The 24,153-nt window shown below is 44.1% G+C and carries 20 protein-coding genes and 1 pseudogene; 15 read left to right on the forward strand and 6 right to left on the reverse strand.

Annotation, left to right across the window (positions count from 1 at the left end):
• Positions 1-219, reverse strand: a complete 219-nt coding sequence (locus tag Q0110_RS07910) for an NVEALA domain-containing protein (RefSeq protein ID WP_087342028.1) — start codon at positions 217-219, stop codon at positions 1-3.
• Positions 220-411: 192 nt separating this feature from the next.
• On the opposite strand from Q0110_RS07910, the gene Q0110_RS07915 reads away from it, so the two are divergent.
• Positions 412-1,413 carry a helix-turn-helix domain-containing protein gene (locus Q0110_RS07915; protein WP_297905389.1) on the forward strand — a complete coding sequence of 334 codons (1,002 nt, stop codon included), beginning with the start codon at positions 412-414 and terminating at the stop codon, positions 1,411-1,413.
• A gap of 238 nt (positions 1,414-1,651) precedes the next feature.
• Here Q0110_RS07915 and Q0110_RS07920 read toward each other — a convergent pair whose 3' ends face one another.
• A complete protein-coding gene (locus tag Q0110_RS07920; RefSeq protein ID WP_297905392.1) occupies positions 1,652-3,634 on the reverse strand; it encodes a discoidin domain-containing protein in 1,983 nt (660 codons plus the stop codon).
• Between the two features lie 715 nt (positions 3,635-4,349).
• On the opposite strand from Q0110_RS07920, the pseudogene Q0110_RS07925 reads away from it, so the two are divergent.
• Positions 4,350-4,676: pseudogene (locus Q0110_RS07925) on the forward strand (ATP-binding protein); the annotation flags it as partial.
• Positions 4,677-4,754: 78 nt separating this feature from the next.
• Here the strand turns inward: Q0110_RS07925 and Q0110_RS07930 are convergent.
• Together Q0110_RS07930 and Q0110_RS07935 are read right to left on the reverse strand one after the other, a co-directional pair.
• Positions 4,755-5,909: a DUF4221 domain-containing protein gene (locus Q0110_RS07930; RefSeq protein WP_297905394.1), complete on the reverse strand. Its 1,155-nt coding sequence runs from the start codon at positions 5,907-5,909 to the stop codon at positions 4,755-4,757.
• A 115-nt stretch (positions 5,910-6,024) separates the two neighbouring features.
• Positions 6,025-6,168, reverse strand: a complete 144-nt coding sequence (locus Q0110_RS07935; protein WP_297905397.1) for a hypothetical protein — start codon at positions 6,166-6,168, stop codon at positions 6,025-6,027.
• A 335-nt stretch (positions 6,169-6,503) separates the two neighbouring features.
• Between Q0110_RS07935 and Q0110_RS07940 the strand changes: the two genes are divergently transcribed.
• Positions 6,504-7,499: a Fic family protein gene (locus Q0110_RS07940; RefSeq protein ID WP_297905459.1), complete on the forward strand. Its 996-nt coding sequence runs from the start codon at positions 6,504-6,506 to the stop codon at positions 7,497-7,499.
• Between the two features lie 9 nt (positions 7,500-7,508).
• On the opposite strand, the gene Q0110_RS07945 is transcribed toward Q0110_RS07940, so the two are convergent.
• Positions 7,509-8,447, reverse strand: a complete 939-nt coding sequence (locus Q0110_RS07945; RefSeq protein WP_297905400.1) for a DMT family transporter — start codon at positions 8,445-8,447, stop codon at positions 7,509-7,511.
• Between the two features lie 283 nt (positions 8,448-8,730).
• Here Q0110_RS07945 and trpS point away from each other — a divergent pair, with 283 nt between their 5' ends.
• The 9 genes from trpS to Q0110_RS07990 all read left to right on the forward strand — a co-directional run bounded on the left by trpS (position 8,731) and on the right by Q0110_RS07990 (position 20,083).
• Positions 8,731-9,783: a tryptophan--tRNA ligase gene (trpS, locus tag Q0110_RS07950; RefSeq protein ID WP_297905403.1), complete on the forward strand. Its 1,053-nt coding sequence runs from the start codon at positions 8,731-8,733 to the stop codon at positions 9,781-9,783.
• A gap of 149 nt (positions 9,784-9,932) precedes the next feature.
• Positions 9,933-10,445: an RNA polymerase sigma-70 factor gene (locus Q0110_RS07955; RefSeq protein WP_297905462.1), complete on the forward strand. Its 513-nt coding sequence runs from the start codon at positions 9,933-9,935 to the stop codon at positions 10,443-10,445.
• A gap of 86 nt (positions 10,446-10,531) precedes the next feature.
• Positions 10,532-11,350, forward strand: a complete 819-nt coding sequence (locus Q0110_RS07960; protein WP_297905406.1) for a porin family protein — start codon at positions 10,532-10,534, stop codon at positions 11,348-11,350.
• Between the two features lie 34 nt (positions 11,351-11,384).
• Complete coding sequence (locus tag Q0110_RS07965; protein WP_297905408.1) at positions 11,385-11,558, forward strand: hypothetical protein; 174 nt, start codon at positions 11,385-11,387, stop codon at positions 11,556-11,558.
• Positions 11,559-11,573: 15 nt separating this feature from the next.
• Positions 11,574-12,416 carry a FecR domain-containing protein gene (locus Q0110_RS07970; protein WP_297905411.1) on the forward strand — a complete coding sequence of 281 codons (843 nt, stop codon included), beginning with the start codon at positions 11,574-11,576 and terminating at the stop codon, positions 12,414-12,416.
• Positions 12,417-12,430: 14 nt separating this feature from the next.
• Entirely contained in the window at positions 12,431-15,094 is a 2,664-nt protein-coding gene (locus Q0110_RS07975) for a TonB-dependent receptor (protein WP_297905414.1), read from the forward strand.
• 3 nt (positions 15,095-15,097) lie between these two features.
• Positions 15,098-16,135, forward strand: a complete 1,038-nt coding sequence (locus Q0110_RS07980; protein ID WP_297905417.1) for a DUF4249 domain-containing protein — start codon at positions 15,098-15,100, stop codon at positions 16,133-16,135.
• Between the two features lie 68 nt (positions 16,136-16,203).
• Entirely contained in the window at positions 16,204-18,966 is a 2,763-nt protein-coding gene (locus Q0110_RS07985; protein WP_297905420.1) for a TonB-dependent receptor, read from the forward strand.
• A gap of 4 nt (positions 18,967-18,970) precedes the next feature.
• Positions 18,971-20,083: a DUF4249 domain-containing protein gene (locus tag Q0110_RS07990; RefSeq protein ID WP_297905423.1), complete on the forward strand. Its 1,113-nt coding sequence runs from the start codon at positions 18,971-18,973 to the stop codon at positions 20,081-20,083.
• On the opposite strand, the gene Q0110_RS07995 is transcribed toward Q0110_RS07990, so the two are convergent.
• Positions 20,036-20,854, reverse strand: coding sequence for a hypothetical protein (locus tag Q0110_RS07995; RefSeq protein ID WP_297905426.1), 819 nt, complete (start codon positions 20,852-20,854; stop codon positions 20,036-20,038). The genes Q0110_RS07990 and Q0110_RS07995 overlap by 48 nt on opposite strands.
• A 101-nt stretch (positions 20,855-20,955) precedes the next feature.
• Here Q0110_RS07995 and Q0110_RS08000 point away from each other — a divergent pair, with 101 nt between their 5' ends.
• From Q0110_RS08000 to Q0110_RS08010, 3 genes are read left to right on the forward strand one after another with little or no spacing between them, the layout of a single operon-like run.
• Positions 20,956-21,507 carry a sigma-70 family RNA polymerase sigma factor gene (locus Q0110_RS08000; RefSeq protein WP_297905429.1) on the forward strand — a complete coding sequence of 184 codons (552 nt, stop codon included), beginning with the start codon at positions 20,956-20,958 and terminating at the stop codon, positions 21,505-21,507.
• Positions 21,494-22,864, forward strand: coding sequence for a porin family protein (locus Q0110_RS08005; protein WP_297905432.1), 1,371 nt, complete (start codon positions 21,494-21,496; stop codon positions 22,862-22,864). Before Q0110_RS08000 ends, Q0110_RS08005 begins: the two co-directional genes overlap by 14 nt.
• 22 nt (positions 22,865-22,886) lie before the next feature.
• Positions 22,887-24,149, forward strand: coding sequence for a hypothetical protein (locus Q0110_RS08010; protein WP_297905435.1), 1,263 nt, complete (start codon positions 22,887-22,889; stop codon positions 24,147-24,149).
• Positions 24,150-24,153: the final 4 nt, after the last annotated feature.

The raw sequence follows: 24,153 nt of genomic DNA on the forward strand, positions 1-24,153 counted from the left end.
TTAACGGTTGTATATATATTTGTAATATCCTCCATTACATGATAGAGAACCAGCCCCAAAACAGGCTCCGGATCCACTTTCACCGGAAGCTAGCGCTTCAATATTAGAAAAAGTAAGATCTGTGAAATTTTGTTTTCCTTCTTTCAAAAGAAAATACGAAGCACACAAGGCACAAATGAAAATGATAGCGAAAGCTTTCTTGAAAGTAATTTGTTTCATGTCGTTTCTAATTTTATTACAAACGTACGACTTGGTATTTAGATAGCCTATCTTTTTAGATGACTTTTAGCTGACAGTTGAAAAATAAGCCATTAGTCTACCTATAGTCATCTATTCATCTTGCGAGTTGAATGAATTTATTCGTAGAAAGGGATGGAAAATGTATCTTTGTAGTTTCAACGAAAAATAATAATGGAAAAGCAAAATTGGAAATTTTATTGGAAGTGGAGTGTCTTTGTTCTGATGACGATGCTTTGCTTGTTGTCTTTTTATAAATCATACCACAATGTAAAGTATGAATTACAAGAAGAGTCTCAAACTTTATTTCAGCAGGCAGTTCAAGATGATACAAATAGGCGGATAAAAGATTTAGGTGATGCTTTTTGTTTTTCCTATTCAGGCGCTAATCAATTGGAACGAGATAGCATTACAATCAAGACTGCCGATACGATTATACATATGAAGAATAATAAGGAGGTGGCACGGAGGATGTCTTCACAGGAGAAGTCTGATTTTTGCCTCCAACATTATTTGTCCATGGAGAATCCGATTCAAGTAACCTTACTGGATAGCGCTTTTCGTGCATCTTTGTATGAACATGCGATTTCGGCTCAGACCGTAACTTGTTATACCTTTATAGACAAGACGGAATGTAGCTCTTCAGATACTTTCTTTTATCGATCTTTCATACCATTAAAAGAAATTGTTTTTGGAGCGAATCGGACGATCGTTTTACAAGCGTTTGTTCAATTTCCTTTCCTTTATATAGTAGGTGAAGTGTTTTTGCGAAATATATTTTGGATTCTGGCAATGGTTATTCTCTGGGTTATCGCGATTGTCTTGACATGGAAAAGACCAAGGATAAATATCTTACCGCTACAAGAAGCACCTAAAGAGATAATACAAATAACAGAAGATATCTTGTTCGATGAAACACATGGCGTATTGCATTATCATGGGCATCGCATAGAGTTAGCGAATCAACGGCTGAAACTGTTTTGTATTTTATTAGAACATAAAGGATATTTCATTGAGTCTAATCGGCTGAAAGAAGAAATCTGGCCGGATGGAAGTGTGTCCAAAGACGCTCTTACCGCTACGGCTAAAAGGCTTAAAGAGGATTTGTCTCCTATTCCGGATCTGGTGATTGAGAGTGCTCGGGGGCATGGCTATGTGCTGAAGTGTGGTGGGTAGGTTTTACAAGGTGGGTTAGTGTATTTTTTTGAATGTTTATATTCTTCTCGACTTAGTCTTCTAAAAAACACGTACGTGAATTTTTAGAAACACGTACGACTTTTAGTAAAAACACGTACGAGTTTTTTGGAAAATATAATGATATTTTTATATGTTGATTATCAGTCGTTTATGGATGAGATTGAAATTGTTTACTTGTTGTAATTAATTTAATATGGTTCTCATGGAATAATAAAGATTACCACCAAACTTGTTTGTCATTTTCATATGTGAATATGCGTTCTTCTTCCCCTTTGGTTAAGTCTTTTAACAACAAGAGAGCATTGTCTGGTACATTTGTATAGGTTAGCTTTGATTCAATAGCTCTTTGTTGGCCTAATGACATCCAATGGTTATATTCCCAATAGAATAGCTCATATAGATCACTTGCGCAGATGTTATTATCGTCGTTTCTTGGCGTATAAATGATCTTATTGATAGATACCGGTTTGTTAAAGTCCAAGCCTACCCATGGATAATCAACCGTAGAAGGGGCTTCATAGTAAGTTAGGATATCTTTGTCAAATACTTTGGATTTATCCATTGGCATAGTATCGTAACGAACCGAGGCATTTGTTCCAATGATTGTGCCGGTTAATTCTTTTTCCTCCTTGTCTGAGTAGAAAGCGAGTTCGGCTAGATTACAACCCTTGTTTTTTGCTGATACATAGCGCCAATAGCGATATGTTTTTTGAGGTTTTATCTCGAAAGAATCTGCGGACAATAACCAATGAGAAATCGTATGTATTGTATCAGGATCGGAGAAATCCGGATTATTGGAAGCTTCAAAATGTCCTCCGGTGAGAGTTTTTGCATAATCGAAAATATGTTTTGCGAGATAGTATTTCCTAGATAATATAACTTTCTTTCGTTTACTGGTATCTGCATGTAGATATTTTATTCTACCTCGTGAATCAAGTATGAATGGATCTGTGATAGGATGAATACCTTGATTGTCATAATAAAGTGGGAGATAGGCAATATCTTTTCCTATTTCATTGAAGTAACAAACTTTTCCTTTTTGTGTACCGTAACATATAGGTACCCATTTCTGATTGTCGAAAACGGCTAGGTAGGCATGTTTATGGTTTCGTTTTCTTTGTGTTGGAATCATGATATCACAAGTTTTCATGTATTCGGTGGTAACATCTTTCATGAAAATATTCCGGAAGAGGTCGGGCACGACCTCTTCGGTTGTATTCAGCTTTACGAGATCTTGATTAATAGCGTATGTTCGCCTATACACTTTGGCCATCTTCTGGCTAGGTTTATGCAGTATATCCGGATCTGTTTTTGTCTCGCATCCTCCAAACGCTAGATTCTTTCCTGTATTATCTAAAAGTACATTCCAATAATGCCCCATCGAGCGGAAAGGCCATTGTGGTGTGAAATCTAGCATGACGGGAATTCCTATGCTTCTCATCATAGCTAACGCTATTAACGAGAATTGATTACAAGTGCCGAATGATATCATGCTCCTAGTGGAGGTTTTTGCTATGAACGGAATGGAATATACCGAGTTTTCAGGAACTAATTTCTTCTCTAAAAACTGATTGATATGCTTACAAGCCCAAAATGCTGAGTTTTGCATATCGGAAGAATAGCTGAAATCGTTGAGTTCTGTTAATGTCGTAGAATCTATTTGTTGATACATGCCAGTCCTCCAATCCTCCAGTACATCCATGGTTCCGATAGAGTAGGGCAATAGGTATTCACAGAAGTCATCAAAATTTAAATGTCGGCTCCAAGGGGCATCTTCCCATAGGTGGAAAGCCTGCTCGATATTTTGAATAAGAAAATCAGCTGTAATTATACGAATGTCTTCTTGTATCGGGAATGAGGTGTTCTCGTAGATTTTAGAGGTTCTATCAATACGATTGGCAAGATAAGGTGTATCATGATAACGCCCCTCTTTTTGTGTTTGAAGTATTATAGAGTCAATCTGTTTATTATATGTGTTGGTGATTTTCCCACAATAAGAATAATGCCCGGGCATATTCTTAATAAGAAAGCAAGCTGCACGGTATTTCAAGGAATCATTTTTGTAATGTTCCAATACCTGTTCTAATTCACGGCGGTTTTCGCCTGCTCTTTCAAGAGCGAATGAGAGTTGTCTGTCTTCTTTGAAATTATGACAAGAGACTAAACTATATATAAGTAGCGTGATCCAAAAGAGTTTCATTCGTTTTATTTGTTCTTTTTGCGAAGGACGGTGTTTTAATAGATTGCTCGTTTCATATCGTATTTAATTTTTCACAAACATAAGTTTATTCCTTTTCATGGCCAATTGTTTTAGCTGACTTTTAGCTGACAGGCAAAAAATGAGGGTTTGTCTCCTATTCCGGGTTTGGTGATAGAGAGTGCTCGGGGTAAAGGATATTCACTAAAGATCGTTTCGGGAGAGTAAATTCTCCAGCTCAACGTTCATTTGATGGTTTATTTGTGCGATGAGCTTGCTATCGGCAGTAGTACTGACTTGGCTAAGTAATATATACTGTGTCGGGCAAGTCAGTATATATAACTTAGCCAAATCAGTATTGCTCTTAGGATTGCCAATCTAAGGTCACCTATTTATATCGTGAGTTGAATGAATTTGTGCAAACAATGTTGATTATTTTTGTCCGGATAAACCTCGTTCATCAATAGGATAGAACATGGTCTACCTTTTTATTGCTAAGTTGTAAACCAGTCACCTGCATTATAAATAGGATGCGAAGTAGTCAACTAAAGACGTTAACATACAGGGCAATCTATATAAAGGCAATTGCACGATGCGATGTGCGATCTTCATACAAAATTGCACATCGCATCGTGCAATTTTGTATATTTGTTCTTTAAACATGAATCGATATGGAGACCTTATTTCGTGCCTTTAGAACTCAATTAGAGCATACTTCGACAGAAGTCGTGTGTTGAAATTATTGGAGAAAGTAGAGAAAATCTATCTGAATAATACGAATCTGGCTTATGCGTTGTCGGAGCAGGTACCGGATATCGGTTCCGTGCGTGAGACGGTTTTTCTATCTTGGATGCGAGTCGTATGCTTCGTTACTTCTTCCGCGATTTCAGACTTTGAGATAGATGGCCGAACCTTTGAGATTGGGGGAAAGAATAAGACGCGACAACAGATTAAACAAGCGGCAGATGGGTATGTGGTGAAAGATGACATAGAGTATGCTTTCCACAATATGATCCCTTTATGGATGTTTGGCTTTATCTATTGAATATCTATCAGGAAATCTACTGGAATAAGGCTTGTTTGTGTTTGCTGTAATATGCTGGTATACAGTGTGTCTTTATCTCTAGTCATATCGAGAAACTAGATCGAAACGAACAAAACTTAATATATCGTCGTTGAAATCGGGGTTCATGAAATGGCTGTTACATATGTAAAGGCCATCGGGCAAAACTAATAATTGTCTTGAATTGTACGTGTAATCAGGAAAAAGAGTCTCTCCTTGCTTGTTTAACTCTTTGTCAAGGATTATGATTGAAAAGGTCTTTCGTCCATATTCTATAAGTTCCATAGCTCTTACCCCTTTCTCGATCGTGGTGGATGGATAAGCGATCCGGTAAAATACTTCTCGGTAAGGATCGTATATCAAGTCTCCATACATCGCGTTTTGACAGAAATCGATCGCTTGGGCAGTTAGCTCGTCTGGCAATTGCACTTGGTCGATATACTCGCTTTTCACGGATACCTTGCGGATGGAGTCATGCGTGATATTCGCCACATAGACAGATTCATCGTAAATGAAAGAGTATACAAACCGCTGCCCATCAAAAGAACGGCTGTAGTTACCCTCTAGCCCGTATCGTTTCAATTTAACCGAAGAGCCGGGATAGTCCGGATAAACAAAAGGTAATGCTCTGATCTCTTTCGTGTCGAGATTGATAGTAGCGGATACATAATCTTTCTCTATCAAACGGTTGGGGTCTGAATAGATATATAGATCCCTCCCTATCAGGGTGGCGGCCCTGAAACTAAGGAAACAATTATTGTAAAGTATCGTGCCATCGTTTGCTTCCTCATAATTTATTTTTTCTTGTATTTGGCAATCCTTATTGATGCGTATGATCTCTGGTTCGAACAGGCTGGTGAGATATAGGCTGTCCCAATCCTGTATATAGCATCCTAATATACGACCTACTCCATTCGAACCCTCGATCTCCGGTTCTATCTTGAACGCTAGTTCCTGGCTATCCTTATCATAAAAATAGAATTTGTTGCTACGGGACTGCATGGAGTAAGATTGTAACACAATATATTCCTTTCCCTTTTTATCACGATAGTACGATAAGAAAGGGGTTACGTTTTTTGTCTTATCATCCAAGGTGAAAGTCAAGGTCTGATCGGATCTTACTAATTGATAAGACTTACTTTTCTCTGCTTGCTCACAAGAAGAGAGGATAAAGAGCAAGAGTGATAGGAATAGGGAAAATGGTTGTAGTTTCATTCGTTTATTGTATTATCTGTCACATAGAATTTTTGGTGAATCGTATCCAATCAGGGTCTTGCCACGATCATTACATAATCCCTCTCGAACACTTTAGGATCGTCTAAGAATTTGATCAGGTCTTTTGGGCGGGAGAACCTTTCTGAAAGACTCCCATAAATAGCCCGTTCGGGTTCTCCAAGAAAGAACGAAGACCAGTCGGTTGCTCTTGATTGTTTTTGTGAAGCGCATATAAAGGGGTGATCGTATTCCGGTTCATATTGGGGAGAGGTGGGTTGATAAACCTGCTTCTCCTCTATTATCTCGGGTTGGTTCCTTCGTTGGCAACTATTCAGGAGCAAAGCAAGGAACAATAAGCATGTTGAGAACTTGGTGATCATGGCTTGATACATATTGTTTATCGCAAACATAGGAAAAATAATTGATTGTAACAAATGAATTTACGAATTTATCATAGATTTGCGATAACCCCGTAGAATAGCCATCGAATAATGACTAAAGTAATCTGATTTCTTTTATTAAGATGTGCTTTTTATAAAATGAGCGTTGCTTGAGAAGCTTTTTCGTTATATTTGCGAAAATCTCATGAGTATGATGTATGTACCACCATTCACGGTTTCAGCAAATGCCATCAATCTGATTGCGGAAATATCCGCGCAGATTGAGCGATACGCGATTTGTTTGGAACAAAGCGACAAGCTGAGATTGCGAAAAGCCAACCGGGTGAGAACGATTCACAGCTCGTTGGCCATAGAAGGTAATACGTTGTCGGAAGATGAGGTGAAAGACATCATCGACGGTAAAACCGTAGTAGCTTCTTTGCGCCAGATTCAAGAAGTAAAGAACGCCATAAAGACATATGAACTTTATAGCGGTTTAAACCCGTTCAACGTGAAAGACTTACTGAAAGCGCATGGCACAATGATGATGGCGCTCACCAATGATGCCGGAAAATTCCGTAGCGGTGGAGTTGGCGTATTCTCGGAAAAAGGTTTGGTTCACATGGCCCCTCCTGCGGATAGAGTGCCAAAACTTATAGAGGATTTATTTGAATGGCTCAAGCAAGCTAAGGATCATTTACTCATCCGTAGCTGCGTCTTCCATTACGAATTTGAGTTTATTCATCCCTTCAGTGATGGGAATGGGCGTACAGGTCGTCTTTGGCAATCACTTATTTTGGGACGGCTCCATCCCCTTTTTGAGTACTTACCTGTAGAAAATATGGTTTATGCCAATCAAGAAGCCTATTACGATGCGATACAAGCCAGTTCCGTAGCGGCAGATTCCGGTCCATTCATAGATTTTATGCTTCAGGAGATCTTGGATACTCTAAAAGAACATCAGGGGATTCCGATCATTCAAACTGAAGAAAGCGAAGTTCGGGATAAAATTCGGGATAAGTTCGGGATAAATTCGGGACAAATCATTGAACAGATCCAATGTAACCCCAACGTCACTCTTGATGAAATTGCTGCTACTCTCGCTGTTACCCGCCGTTCTATTGAAAAGAAGATCAAAGAACTTCGTGATGCTGGTTACTTAAAACGTGAAGGTAGCAACAAATCGGGACGTTGGGTGATACTATCATGAGGCTACAGGCTATTTAGCGTTCTTTTTCTTAAGCGGAAGCCTTGGGAAAAGCTTTCGGAAACGGACTAGATGGCTTGTTACGTTGCTTCCCGCGATAATGAGGGTGACGGCAAGGATGATCATGATGATCCCGCAACACAATCGCAACGTCAATGATTCACCGAAGACAGTCACTCCAAAGAATACGGCGGTCAACGGCTCCAGGGCACCGAGAATAGCGGTCGGGGTTGAACCGATATATTGAACCGCCAATGTCGTACAAAGAAAAGAGATCGCGGTCGGGAATATGGCTAAAGCGATCAGGTTACCCCATAAATACCAATCATGGACAACAAGGAGGTTCCTGCCGAAATCCACGCGGACAAGAAATAAGGTCATCCCGAAAAGCAAGACGTAGAACGTAAGTTTCAACGTAGCGATATTCTTCAACAACGGACGATTCGCCCCTACGATATAAATAGCGTAAGAAAGAGCGGAAGCCATGACCAACAAGATACCGGTTAAGCTAAGTGTCGTTCCGTCGCCGCTTTTATAAAGCAAGCCGATACCGCCTAATGCCAGTAAAATACAAAAAACGGTTTGCAGCGTTAATTTCTCCTTGAAGACAAACGCCATGATCAACGCTACTAAAATCGGGTAGACAAACAGCAAAGTCGAGGCGATACCCGCTTCCATATAATTATAGCTCAAGAATAACGCCAAGGAAGAGAAAGATACCAACAACCCCATGATAATTAACGGAATTATTTCCTTGGAGTTCAACTTGAAGTTCCGGCCTCTCGCCTTGATCATGATGGCCAACACCGGGATGGCGAATAAATACCTGAAAAACAGCACTGAATCCGGATTCATGCCGGCCTTATACAAAGGGAGAGCGAACAAAGGGTTCATACCATAAGTCGCGGCGGCGATAGCCCCTAGGACATATCCTTTTATTTTTACGTTCATGATTATAAATATTAGCGCGCAAAAGTAGTACATTCATGATAAATATTTTACGTTTATGCGTTATCATTTTAATAATTCGCTGACTAAAAATGTGAAAAAATAGGCCTCCAGCCACGAGACTACCGCCAAGTAGGTAACGCGGCGACTCATGGTGGATGGATCGTAAAGATATATCCTGCCGCATATAAGAGGAATCCGGGAGGAACTGTGGCATATCGTATGTGTGTATATTGTAAGAATATTACTATCTTTGCCGTCACTTGAAAACTAAAAATAACAAGACATGGAAACTGTAGTAAGTGGAATCAGGCCAACGGGTAATCTGCATCTAGGCAATTACTTTGGTGCGGTGAAGAGTTTCTTGCAGATGCAAGATGAGTATAATTGCTTCTTCTTTATCGCTGATTGGCATTCGTTGACTACTCACCCGCATCCCGACAATATACGAAATAGCGTAAAGACGATCCTCTCGGAATACTTGGCTTGTGGCATCGATCCGGAAAAAGCTACTATTTATGTTCAGAGTGATGTCCCGGAGGTGGTAGAGTTGTATCTGTACTTGAATATGAACGCCGGTATCGGCGAGTTGATGCGTACGGCGTCGTTTAAGGATAAGGCCCGCCAGCAATTGCATATCAGCCGGGAAGGATGTGAGGGCGATGTAGAGAAAGAGATATTTAATGAGGGTAATAAACATAGCGTAAGCGCTGGTTTGTTGACTTACCCGACCTTGATGGCTGCCGATATTATTATCCATAAGGCATTGAAGGTTCCTGTAGGTAAGGATCAGGAGCAGAATATGGAAATGGCCCGCCGTTTCGCCCGCCGTTTCAATTCTACCTATGGCGTAGATTTCTTCCCGGAACCGGCCTCGTTTCATTTAGGCGATAAGTCCGTGAAAGTACCGGGCTTGGATGGCTCCGGCAAGATGGGTAAGAGCGAAGGTAACGCGATCTACTTGGTGGATGATGAGAAGACGATCCGGAAAAAGGTAATGAAAGCGGTATCCGATTCGGGACCGACGGAGCCGAATAGCGTGAAGCCTGAGCCGATCGCCAATTTGTTTACGATGATGGAAATCGTCTCCGAGAAAGAGACCTATGATTTCTTCAATGAGAAATATAACAATTGCGAGATCCGTTACGGTGATATGAAAAAGCAATTGGCCGAGGATATCAATAAGTTCTGCGCGCCGATCCGCGAGCGTATCTTGGATATGGCCGCCAATACGGAATATCTGGATAAGGTAGCTCGTATGGGGGCGGAGAAAGCCCGTGAGAGCGCTTCCAAGACTTTAAATGAGGTACGCCGGATTATCGGTTTCCGTTCATATTGATGCTTATTAATTAAAAATAAGAAAAAGCGTTTAGGGATAACTCCTTAAACGCTTTCTTTTTATTAAAACCATTATAAAGAACCTGAAAAGCGATTTGTTAAAAAGAAAAGGTTGTTACTTTGCGCCGAATAGTTACAGATAACGAACGTATGGCTGCTATTACCACCCAAGAGTTTGAACATCATTTCAAGAGTTTATATAAGCCCTTGTGCTTATTTGCGCTTCGTTATATCGATCAGGTAGAAGATGCCGAGGATATCGTGCAACAGGCTTTCGCGGATGTATGGGATAAGAACCGGGCCGGTAATACGATCGGGAACCTGAAAGCCTATTTGTACCAAGCGGTGAGGAACCGCTCCCTTTCATTTACCTTGCAACCCGTAAACGCTGAGGCTACCGAGCAATTGCCCGATGTGGAAGATACCTCGGAAGAGGAAGATATCCGGCGATCGGAACGTGATGCCCGCCTGTGGGAAGCGATTGATCATCTCCCCCCTGAACGGAAAAAGATTTTCTTGTTATCCAAACGAGACGGCTTGAAATACCAAGAGATTGCCGAGGAGTTGAATCTGTCGGTAAAAACGGTCGAAAACCAGATGAGTAAGGCTTTGAAAGCTTTGCGAGAGACCGCGATCCGTATTTATATGTTCTTTTTCGGATAATTTTTATAGAGAGGAATGGGGGTTTTTCATCTTTCCCTGTCTTAGATATAAAGATTATTTATTTCATCACGGTATAGAGAATATATATGAGGAAATTAGTAGGATTTGTAGTGTTGATGACGTGTGTGTTCCCGGCTTTGGCTCAATGGAGGATCACGCCGGAAGCCGGTATGAACGTGACAAAGTATAAGGGAGATGTGGCTAAGGTAGGCTTTAAGGCTGGGGCCGCGGTCTCTTATACATTCGGATCGGGATGGTTCTCGCTTCAATCCGGTTTGTATTATGTACGACGGGGGAAGGGGCTGTCTTCTTACAGTGAGATTTATGGGACTAGTGAGAGCCCATATGGGGGACGGGAAGGTACGAGTATATTTCTCTATCCCGTTTCCAGTGATTACTTGAATCTGTGGGGATACGGTTATGGCTATTATGGTAATGGTTATGGTTCTACGGGTTTTTATTATGATACCTATGGAATTAAGGATTTTGATGTGGAAGGTATAAGGTATCGTAGCCAGAAGGAACATCGTGAATATATCCAATTACCGATCTTGGCCCGTTTCGATTGGCAGGTAAGTAAGGATGTTCGACTGCATTTGGCGGTCGGTCCCTATTTGGCGGTTGGCCTGGGAGGAAAGGTGACGTATGAGGAAAGTGATTATTCTTTAAAAGGAAAGCTGCCTTACAATAAGGAGATCTCATGGAACCCGTTTAATCCCGGTCAAGGATATGCGGTGGCGCCTCGTTTTGACTGGGGGGCTACCATAGAGGCTGGTATAGAGGTGAAACGGGTCGCTTTTAAGGTAGGCTATGATCTGGGTATAAATAAGCAATACAAGGGATATGCTTATAACATAGGCCTGAACTATCATACGGCTAGTTTTACCTTGGGATACACATTTTAAAAAGAAAATAGGATGAAATTAAAGAGAAAATAGGATGAAAGCGATGGTTTGTATAAAGTGGGTGTTTATATTCGCGGTATTGATGATGATTGTCTCATCTTGCGTATCGTCTAGGATCTCTCCCAGTATGAGTGTGGGAGTTCCTTTGCGGAAAGGGCAGGCCCCGAATGTCGGTTTCCAGTGGTATGAAACCGGAAGGACTTACTAAAAAATAAGGAATAGAATGGACAACGAGTATGACAAGGATTTAGAACAACGCATCCGTTTCGTAGCGAGACACTATCGGGAAGGAAGCCTTGACGCGGATAAAGCATGGCGGAAGTTCGCTTCTGAGCGTGCGATTAGCCGGAAGGTCTCGTTGCGCCGGTATTGGTTCGGGGCGGCGGCGGTCGTGCTGATGCTCGTTGGGTTGGGTACTTGGTTTACGGTGGAGAGAAACGCCCCGGATTGGGTGGCGATTACTACCGCTCCCGGACAAACGAAAGATATTTACCTTCCGGATAGTACCTTGGTCGCTCTGGCCGGTGATTCTTGGGTCCGGTATGACGCGAAGAGATATGATAAAGAGAGGCGTGCCGTGGAGATGAATGGAAAGGCCTTTTTCCAAGTGACGAGGAATGAGGCACGCCCTTTCTCTGTGAGAACGAGCCAAACAGAAGTTACGGTACTGGGCACTAGTTTTCAGATAGACGAGAAACCCACTGTTACGGAAGTCAATGTGGTTACCGGTAAAGTATCTTTTACCGCCGGAGTGGAGAAAGAAAATGTGATACTTACCGCAGGAATGTCGGCGCGGTATTCTTCGGAGAACAAGGAGATAACGGTAACCGAAGAAGACGATGTGAATAAATTGGCTTGGAGGACAGGGCAACTTCGTTTTAAGGAGACACCGCTGGATAAGGTGATCGAGGATTTGAGCGATTATTATCAAGTCGAGATTACGAACCAAGCAAAGAATGAGGGAGTGAAATTGACCGCTACTTTTAACGACCTGCCCTTGGAGGATATATTGCAGGTCGTTAATCAGACATTAGACGTGCGTTTGGTTTCCACATCAAAGAAATAAAATCGGATCATTTTATGAGATCTATTGTTGTATGGCTGATAGGGATTCTTTTGCTTCCCGGTTGGGCGGGATGTCTGTATGCGCAGATGCCGGAACCTACGCCGACGGTTACGTTGGATATGCGGCAAGTTCCCCTGTTGGATGTCTTGATGGAGCTTGAGAAGCAAACCGGATTGTTTTTCTCGTATGAGTCCTCTCTGCTGAAAGAATTGCCCGAGGTTTCTCTGTCGGCCCGGGATGAGTCCTTGTCGTACTGCTTGAAGCGTTTGTTTTCCTCATTGCCGGTTATCTACCGGGTTACGGGGCGATATATCATCTTGAAGCGACAGCCTCGTCAGTATACGATCAGCGGGTTCGTTAGGGATTCGGCCTCGTATGAGAGTTTGTTGGGGGCTTCGGTCTTAGAGAAGAATTCGAGGGGAGGGACGATGTCTAATAATTATGGTTTCTACAGCTTGATACTTCCGCCTGGAAAGGTTTGTCTCAGGGCCTCGTACGTGGGCTTTAAGGCGATGGAGATAGAGATCGATTTGCAAAGGGATACGATGATCGACTTTCCGCTGAGGTCGTTGGCCTCGTTAGGTGAGGTCGTTATTCGGGGGACCCGGCCTCGCTACGAGATATTGAGTAGCCGTACGGGGGTGATTGATATGCCTGCCGAGCGGGTGAAATCGATGCCCGCCTTGCTGGGGGAGGCCGATCTGGTAAAGACCTTGCAGCAATTGCCGGGTGTGGCGGTAGGTACCGAGGGGATGACCGGCTTGTATGTGCGTGGGGGTGGGGCCGATGAGAATTTATATCTGCTGGATGGAAATCCGGTCTATCATGTGAATCATCTGTTGGGGTTCTTCTCGGCGTTCAATCCAGACGCGATAAAGAATACCCGGTTTTATAAAGGGAGCTTTCCGGCAGAATACGGTGGAAGGCTCTCGTCGGTTGTGGATGTACGTATGAATGATGGAAACCGGCAGGAGTATCACGGGAATATATCCGTGGGTTTGCTTTCCGTGCGGGCGAATCTGGAGGGGCCGATCGTTAAGGACCGCTCCTCGTTTAATGTCTCGGTACGTCGTACATGGCTGGATTTGATAACGGCGCCAGCCTTGGCGATCGTTAATAAGAACAGTGATACCAAGGAGAGTTTCGGGTATCATTTTTTTGATATAAACGCGAAGGTGAACCACTCTTTCTCGGATCGTAGCCGGGCCTATTTTAGCTTTTATATGGGGCAAGACGCTTTTCGGCAGGGAAGCAAGGAGAAAGATGAGAATTCGGATAATATGTTTCTCTGGCGTTGGGGAAACTTGATCGGTTCCGCTGGATGGAACTACGTGTTCGGGCAAAAACTGTTTGGTAACCTGATGGTGGGCTACAGCCGTTTTCGCTCGCATATCCGGCAAGAGGCGAATGGGTACGAGATCGATGGCAATAAGGAAGGGCTGCGGTCGATTAAGCGGGATAGCCGTTATAAATCGGAAATGGAAGACTTGAGTGTGCGTATGTCCGTGGATTACAGTCCTTCGATGAATCACCGGATACGGATGGGCACGGATTACTTGTTTCATAATTTTCGCCCGGAGAATAGCCAGCAACGCTCTTGGGTGAATGATTCGGTGGTGGATCCTACGTATAGGCTTTTGTATGATTATTCCTTGATAAAAGGCCATGAGTTCTCTTTGTTTGCCGAGGATGAGATGCGGCTCACGGATCGCTTGCGGGTGAATGCCGGATTACGGTATACCTTGTTTCATGTAGAGAACGAGATCTACCATTCTTTTCAGCCCCGCCTGTCGGCACGTTATTTATTCCGGCCGGATTTTTCGGTGAAGGTATCCTACAGCAAGATGAATCAATATGTCCATTTATTGTCGAATACTTATGTGAACCAGCCTACGGATATCTGGGTGCCGGTGACGGAAAAAGTGCCTCCGATGAGCTCGCATCAGATTACCGCCGGACTTTATTATAATTTGAGGCGAATGTATGATTTCTCGATTGAGGGGTATTATAAACGGTTGAATAACCTGATCGATTATAAGGACCATTGGCCGGTCGAGACGCGTTTCTCCGGTTGGGAAGACCGGGTTGGCTTGGGGAAAGGCAAGACCTATGGCGTGGAGTTTATGGCACAAAAGACAACCGGGAAGACAACCGGATGGGTTGGGTATACGCTTTCTTGGTCGGACCGCTGGTTTCCGGATGGTTCCGTGAATAAAGGGCGACATTTCCCGTTTCGCTTCGACAACCGCCATAAGGTGAATGTTGTCGTTTCCCGTAAATTATCCCGAAAGGTGGAGCTGACAGGCTCTTGGGTGTTCGCCTCGGGAAACCATATCAGCTTGCCGGAATATAAATACCTGTCTCCGACCTACCAAAAGGAGAACGGATATGCCGGGGTAGATTTATACAGGCCGATGAACTCCGGCTTGAGTAGCCGTAATAATTATCAATTGTCTCCTTATCATCGTTTGGATCTGGGCGTGAATTTTTATCGATATAAAAAGAAAGGACGGATGGGGATTTGGAACATAAGTATATACAATACGTATTTGAAGCCGAATCCTTTTATGACGGAGGTCGTGGTGTACCAAAATGAGGGCCGGCGATATGAAGCGGTGTTGCAGGAGACGATATTGTTCTATTGTATGCCGTCGGTTTCTTATACTTATAAATTTTAGTTTATGGGAAGATATTTACTTATTCCGCTAGTATTGGGATTATTGATGTTCTCTTGTGTCCGGGACGTGGAGATCGATTTGGAGGATCAGCCAGACCGGATCGTGCTGAACGCATCGGTAAGTCCCGGGAAGGAAGTACGTGCGCATATATCGAAAACTTGGTTTATTATGGATAGCATACCCGATTTCGAGTTGCCCGGCGCAGAAGTACGTGTCTATATCAATGATGAGTTTCAGGGTTTTATGCGTAATGATGATGTTCCGGGGGATTCCGTGAATTTATCGGGGCAGTATGTCTTGCCCGGTTGTTTCGTGAAACAAGGAGATCGTGTGCGTGTAGAGGTAGAGGCTGATGGATATGAACCGGTATCCGGGGAAACCTATGTTCCTCATGAGGCCCGGATTTATGAGGTGGATACCTTGTCTTATCGATCCTCTTCTTACTATGATGAACATATGCGTTTCTCTGTTAAAATCGATTTTGAGCTGGATTGTTATTATCGCTTGGTCGTAGAGCAGCTCATGGAATTCCGGAAGGGGGATAGCACTTGGATAGCCACCTCTTTCCAGAGTTTAGGTGGGTACAATTGGTATTATTCCGGCTTTAGCTTAAATTACGAGGATCCGATTTTCCAGTCTTTTGGTGGCAGCCCTATTACGAGCCAGATGGATGGGCGCTATTGTATGGGGGTGTTCACCGGGAAGGATCTGATCAATACGGATGCGGTTGAGGTTTCCATTTCTCCGGTGGAGTACTCGTATGAGAGCGATACTCTTTCTAAGGTGGTTCATTATGATGTACGTCTGTTATCTATCTCCGAGGATTATTATCGGTATATGAAGATTATGAGGGGATATTCCATCACGATCGGCGACGCGAATTTCGGAGCGCTGATAGAGCCTGCTGATACCTACTCGAACGTAGAGAACGGTTTTGGGATTGTCGCGGGATATCAAGAGGACAAATTACGTATCACGATGCCAAAGGATACGATACCTCCCTATTGGGATCCTTGGTACGGATATAGATCTTTTTGGTAATAACCCTTTTTCTTCGATAGGGGTATTTTGGGAAGATCTTGTCTTATAAGTGAATTCAATGAAGTAGAATGATGACAGAGTGGATGGATAAATGGCTTATCGCTGTTTTGAGCTGGATGATTTTTATGCCTGTGCCGGAACTTTTAGCCCAATCTTCCGAGACGAGGGATGATCTCCGTGTTACGTTGCGTATGGAGAGGGCCTCGTTTCCGGAGGTCTTGTCGGAGATCGAAAAGCAGGTGGGTGTGACCTTCTCGTATGAGTCTTCTTTGTTGAAAGAGCTTCCGAAGATCGATTTCCAAGTGAAAGATGAGGCTTTGACGGATTGTTTGGCCCGTTTGTTCGGGCCGTATCCGATCGAGTATAAGGTGAGTGGAAAGATCGTGATTCTGAAGCGTAGACAGAGACAGGTAACGATCAGTGGCTTTGTGAGAGACCAAGCGTCCTCCGAGTCTCTGATCGGAGCCTCTGTTTATGAGGTTGCCGACCGGAAAGGTGCGGCAACGAATAGTTATGGCTTTTTCAGCTTGACACTTCCACCGGGAGATATCCGCTTGCACGTTTCTTATATTGGTTATAAGGGGTGTTCTTTTTATTTTCCGGGGTTGGATAGAGACACTATATTGGATATCGAGTTGTGTCCGAACGCTCGTCTGGGGGAAGTGGTGATTACCGCCTCGGAGCAAAATCGTTTGTCTGTGAATAACACCTTGATGGGGGCGATGGAGTTTAATCAAAAGACGATCAAAGCGACACCGACCCTGTTTGGCGAGTCCGATATCGTGAAAACTTTGCAATTAACTCCGGGAGTAGCCAGTGGAACGGAGGGACTGGCCGGTTTATATGTCCGTGGTGGTGATCAAGATGGCAATCTGTTTTTGATAGATGGCAACCCGGTGTACCAGATCAATCATGTCGGAGGATTATTTTCCGCTTTCAATCCGGAAGCGATCCGCGGTATGGATTTTTTTAAGGCGGGATTCCCGGCGAGATATGGCGGGCGGCTCTCGTCTGTGGTAGATGTCCATACCAAGGAGGGTAATATGAAAGAGTATCATGGAAGCGCCACGATCGGGTTGATCTCCGGCAACCTGAGCTTGGAAGGCCCTATCATCAAGGATCGCACGGCCTTTCAAGTAGCGCTTAGACGCTCATGGCTGGATGTGCTCTCTGCCCCGGCGATAGCGATCGTAAACAGAGTTCAGAAAAAGAATGGTAGCCGGATCAATCTTCGTTACGCTTTCCACGACTTGAATTTAAAGCTTAATCATCGTTTCAGCGATCGTAGCCGGATGTTTTTCAGTTTATATAACGGGAACGATGTATTAAAAGGAGGTGAAACGAGTTTCTCTACGAAAGAAGAGCAAACTCGTTATACGGATGGTACTTATTCTTCACTGCGTTGGGGTAATTTGATGGGAATCCTAGGCTGGACTTATGTCTTTAATAACCGTTTGTTCGGACGGGTTTCCGGGGGCTTCTCTCGGTATCGCTCGAATGTGCGGAGTTCAAAAGAATATAGCTATGGCACGGAGGGAGAAGATGATTACCTCTCTTCTTCCTCGGAAACGAGCAGTTTTACCTCTATCCTGGATATGGGTATCCGTTCCTCTTTTGATTATACACCTTCTACATCGCACATGATTCGTTTTGGAGGGGATTTCTTGATACACCGTTTCCGTCCGGAGTATAATGAGGTGAAGGCTACTGGCTCCGGTATACTGGAGCTTTCCAATATAGGGAAAGTATATACGAATGATTTGTTATGGGCCCGTGAAGCGGCTGTCTTCGGAGAGGATGATTGGAATGTTTTGCCTAGCTTGCGTTTGAATGCGGGGCTTCGATTCAGCCTGTTCAATGTAGAGCGGAAGACGTATACCTTATTGGAGCTTCGCGCTTCCTTAAGATGGTTGCTACGTGACGATCTTAGCTTTAAGGCCTCATACGCCCGTATGGGGCAATATATCCATTTGTTGGGCAATAGTTATATAAATTTGCCTACGGATGCGTGGATGCCTGTTACCCGTAAATTGAAACCTTTGATCAGCGATCAGGTCTCTGCCGGTTTCTATTATAGTCTCATGCGTTCTTATAGCTTCTCGGTGGAGGGTTATTATAAATGGATGAAGAACCTGCTGGATTATAAAGACGGATATTCCTTCTTGCCCGGTACGGCGGCTTGGGAGGAGAAAATGGCGGTTGGCAAAGGGCGTTCGTATGGTGTTGAGTTCTTGGCTCGCAAAGAAAGCGGACGTACGACCGGTTGGATCGGATATACGCTTTCATGGTCGGACCGGTGTTTTGATGAGATCGATAACGGGCAACGTTTTCCGGCACGTTACGATAACCGGCACAAACTGAATATCGTGGTATCACATAAACTGTCGGATAAGGTGGAGCTGACAGCCGCTTGGACGTATACTTCCGGCAATCGTATGACCTTGTCGTTAGAGAGTTACGAGCAAGCGCAAACCAATACGCTTAATACCTCCTACCAATACCAGATGGATAACTGGCTGGAACCATCCGGAAAAGAGGTGGATTTGTATGCGAGCCGTAATAACTACCAGATGCCGGCTTATCATCGTCTGGATTTAGGACTTAATATTTACCGCCCGAAGAAGAAGGGGCGAATGGGTATCTGGAATATCAGTATTTATAACGTATATAGCCGGATGAATCCGTTTATGGTTTATAAAAGCCAAGACTGGATTCCTGCTATTAATTTAGTTCCGGGTTCTTCTCCTTCTTCCAGTAAAAATAAGCCTTGCTTTAAATGGATTGGTATTATGCCTATCATACCTTCAATATCGTATACTTATAAATTTTAGGAAGATGAAACAGATAAAGAATATCCTGATAAACTTGATTTGTATGGTTTGCCTATCCTGTCTGATGTCTTGCGTCAAGGAGATTGATCTTGAATCCTTGCGGCCGGATCCCACTTTGGTGGTGAATTGCGTCGCTATAACCGGCGAACCTTTGACCGTGAGTGTTTCCCGCACTTGGTTTTTCACGGATGATCATCCGAACGTGACCTTAGATAAAGCTGAGGTAAAACTATTCGTGAATGGTATTTTTAGGGAGCGGATGAGCTTTCAGGAAGGTGACGAGGTCTTTAATACGAGAGGTTATTTCAAATCAGACTTTATACCAGTGGAGGGAGACCGTATCCGTGTGGAGGCTTCTTATCCGGAATATGGGGTGGCGAATGCCGAGACTGTCGTGCCCGAACCTGTTCAGGTTTTGAAAGCGGGGGTAACATATGTTACGGCAGCTGGTTCTACGGGTTCTCACCTAAATGCGATTTATCAGGTAACGTTTAAGGATAACCCTTCCGAGGAAAATTATTATTTGCTCCGTATGGAGGAGGGTGTTCCTATTTTTGACGGAATAGCGAAGGAATATACGGGAGAATATAAATGGTACCCTGTGACCCCGAACTATGCGACTGAGCCTGTTTTTGGTCAATCATTGACGGCCTTGGATCAGATTTTTGGCAATAACTGGATGTTTGGGGATGGTGGAAAGGTATTCTCTGATGAGTTAATAAATGGGCAAGAATATACCTTGCATCTTACGGATGAATATTATTATGAATTTCAATATGGGGCATACCCGATAAAGATTGTCCCGGATTCAATGTGGATAGACGATTTTAGTGAAGAGGATTTACTTCCGATCCCTTCCATGCATCTACGGGTACACCTACATGCTATCTCGGCAGAATACTATCGATATCTGAAAGTATTGCAGGATAAAGACACAGGTTCCATTTCGAACTTATTGATTGATGGCGGCTTGGCCGAACCGATCCGTGTATTTAGCAATATAGACGGCGGTATCGGTATTTTAGGCAGTTGTAATGTGGGAGTGTTCGAGACAGAGATTGAGTCTTCTTCACATTCCGATCTTAAAACGGCCCGATTTGAAGACGGGATAGACTAGGAATTGTGGCTCCATCTTCCGGCGTACCGGGTTGTATTCGTAGTTGATACCAGCTCCCATCCAGAAATTATCTGTGACCTTGAACTCAAACGCTCCTCCCACTTGGGTATGGTAGAGAAAAGGATTCTTGAGCATATGAGGATTATTGTACTCGTCGGCATAATAAGCGTACTGCCCCCAGCCTTTCAGTTTCATCCAGTCTGTAGGCTGATATTCCACTTGTACGTTTGCCCCGGTCGTTATTCCCGGGCTTGGATTGAAAGGACTGAAGAAACGTCCTCCGAATCCACCGCCATAAATGCTCCAATTACCATTATGCCAAGAGATCCCAGCGTTCATGATCGTCATACCCCCGGCTCCCGGCCATGTATATTGAATACCATTGGCGATGAGGTCAAAGCTTTCGTTTAGTTGTTGCATGTAAGTCTCGTTGAAATCCAGCGCCATAGGCGATACTTCCCGAAGCATAGGGGTGTAAACGTTAAAAAACGGCTGGTAGGCCGTGGAAGAAATCTGCATATCCATCGGACGTTCTTGCAGGGACGTATGGGGAATATCTGGCGTGAACTCCCGCAACTTGATATCAATATCCCGTGTCCCCGAAGGGGTAAATGTCTTATAAGAGGTTTTAGGGATATTCAGCTCGTATGTCTTATTTTTAGGTAAGGCAATTATTTTACCTTCTTTATTTAAGATCAATGAGAAATCGGATTGCGCCTGAATCACAGCGACACACATCCATGCTATGAATATAAATAACCCTCGTCTCATACACTCTCCTCCTATTTTTGACGTGAAGATATATTTTTTATTTATAAGATGCAACTTTTGGAATACCTATTTCATCCATATAGTAGAGAGCATAAGTACTTATGGATGAACAACTGTTAATCGATGGATGTATGCGGGGTGAATCATGGGCTCGAAAGGAATTGTACGAGCGGTATGCTCCTGCCATGATGAGTGTATGCGTACGTTACGTGGGTGACAGGGAGACGGCCCGTGATCTTCTGCAGGACGGGTTCGTTAAGATATTTACGAAGATCCGGTCGTATTCCGGTTCCGGGGCGTTCGGGGGATGGATACGGCGAATCTTTGTCACTACGGCTCTTGAGTATCTCCGGTCTTCAGAGAACACGAGGCTAAGCGTGGGGCTGGATGGTTATGACGACAGTTTGGAAGATATCAACTACTCCGTACTAGACCGTTTGTCGGCAGACGATTTGTTGGCTTGCGTGGCCCAATTGCCGCCGGGATATCGTACGGTTTTCAACTTATATGCGATAGAGGGATATACGCATAGCGAAATCGCTGAGATGCTGCATATACAGGAGGCTACTTCCCGTTCACAGTTTATCCGGGCGAGGAACGCTTTGCGAAAGAGTGTACAATCTTTAATGAGGCACGAAAATGCGGGACGATAAGGATCAAGACGAAAGGCTGGACGATTTCAGCGGCTATATGCGTCGGCGCTTGGAAGAGCATCGGATGTCGGTAGATACCGATTGCTGGAATGAGATAGAGACCCGGATGAACCGAAAGGCGGGGGCACGGGGCTGGTTGTGGGCGGGAGGTTTGGCTGCCGCTGCGGTACTGGCCTTGGCTATCTGGCTGTTGCCTTCCCCGGAAGAGATGCCTTTGGAGGAATTGAGGCCCTTTCAGGAAAAGATATCGGAGGGGACGGAAGAGATGAAAATTCTTCCGGAGCGTGCTGTATTGCCTGTGGAACCGGTAGAGAAACGTATCGCGAAGGTGCTGAGGCAGGAAAAACGACTTGAACTTTCCGATGTCGCCAAAGAAAGAGATACGAGATGGAAAAATGAGAAGTATGAGTCTATCGAGGTTATCGGAAAGGATACGATTGCGGATATCACGGATAAAACGGCCGTAGAGGTATCTGGAGATTCGACAACGATGACGGTCGTGAAGCGAAGCGGATCTACCGTTTCGTTGCCGGAAGAGGAACGGAATCCTCGACGGAAATCCTTTTTGAAAAAGAAGGTCAAGAAAAACAAAAGGAATAAATGGTTATTGGCGGCGACTTTTGGCTCTAGCGGTTATGTGGATAACTTTTTTAATACGGATATGAGTTACGACGCTTCTCTTCCGGAAGATACTAATTCGGACGGAGTATATGATCCGGATGAGGATGATGATAAAAAAGAGGATGGCAGTACTCCTCCTCTTCCCCAAACGTCCTTTTCCCGCGGCGCCTCGGTACTACGGAGCTCTAATATGGATGAGAATTTTCTGGATAATCGTTCATTCGAATCTTATCCGGACGTAAGTTACTCTCTTCCGATATCTTTCGGCTTAACGGTACGGAAGGATTTGAGCCAGCGCATAGCCGTGGAGAGTGGATTAATGTATACGTATTTATCCACCACATTCAAGAAAAGGGGAGATTCCCCGTCGGAGGTGAAATCGTCTTTGCATTATCTGGGCATTCCTTTGAATCTGGTGGTTTATCTATGGAGTAATCAGAGATGGAATATCTATCTCTCCGGGGGATTCATGGTGGAGAAAGGTTTGCAAGCCGTGTATAGCGGTTACATTTCCGGGAACGGAACGATTATCTCCAGAAGTAAGAAGGAAGGTATCCACGGTATACAATGGTCTATGAATGCCTCTGCCGGTGCCGCTTATCGTTTTTATAGAGATTGGAGTTTCTATTTCGAACCTCGTTTTTCTCGCTATTTCGATTGTGACCAGCCGGCGAGTATCCGTACGGATAAATCGTTGGGATTTGGGTTGAGCGCAGGTATACGATATGCTTTTTAATGATTAAAATCTATATATAATTATGCGGAAACTTTTTTATTGGGCGTTTACCCTTATCCTTTGTGTCTTAATGGGATGCAAGGATGATGAAGTGAGAGTGGAAGTCGTACGGTACGCTATTAACGAACCGGTGTTCATGTCGGCTTCCGAGTTCCGGAACTCGGTGAGGGTGACGGACGAGGTGGTACCGATTACCAAACGGGGGAAAATCTGCTTTTACAAGGATTACCTGTATATCTCTTCTCCGGATAAGGGCATCCATATCGTGGATAACAGAGATCCGGCATCTCCCCGGATAGCGGGTTTTATCGAGTTGATCGGTAATGAGGAACTTTCGATCAAAGACGATAAGTTGTATGCGGATTCATTCGTGGATCTGGTCTGGTTCGATATTTCCGATCCGGGAAATCCCGAGCTGGAGGGGCGTGTGGAGAACGCTTTCCGTTATGCGCTTCCGACAATAGAGAACGGTTATGGTTTCGATTATAGTATGTGTTATTCGGAGGAAGCGAGAGCGAAAGGAGTCGTGGTCGGCTGGGAACCCAAGGAACGGGAGGAGACCGTTTACTATTACCCGGATCGTGGTGGTGACATGATGGTGAATGACGTGGCCGCGAATGGCTCCAGCCAAGGAGTGAATGGATCTATGGCTCGTTTTTCTATCTATGGCAAGTACTTATATACGGTGGAGCAGAACGTCATGTGTGTGTTTGACCTGTCCGGAGACAAACCTGTACTGACGACTAATGATATCTGGTTGGATCGTGAGGTTGAGACTCTTTTCAACTATAAGGATAAAATGTTTATGGGTACTCCGACCGGCATGTTGATTTATTCGCTGGAAGATCCGATAGCGCCTAAATACCGTTCTTCCGTAAGCCATGTCTTTGGCTGCGATCCTGTTGTCGTGGAAAATGATTTAGCGTATGTGACCGTGCATTCCGGAAATACTTGCGGGCAAAACGCCAATGAACTGATGGTTATAGACGTGAGCGATGTAGACCAACCGAACCTGCTGGTTACGTATGGCATGAATTGTCCGAAAGGGCTAGGTATCGATAACGGAACCCTGTTTCTGTGCGACGAAGGCTTGAAGGTCTTCGACGCGAAAGACCCCATGACCTTGATAGCCAATCAACTCGTTCATTATACCGGAATGGAAGGGTACGATGTGATCCCGTTCAAGAATACCTTGATGATGATCGCCGACGACGGTCTTTACCAATACGACTATTCCAACTTGCAAGCGATATCTCAGCTAAGTAAGTTGCCGATGGGCGAATAGGCTT

This window comes from uncultured Parabacteroides sp., from assembly GCF_947855115.1.
GTDB lineage: Bacteria > Bacteroidota > Bacteroidia > Bacteroidales > Tannerellaceae > Parabacteroides.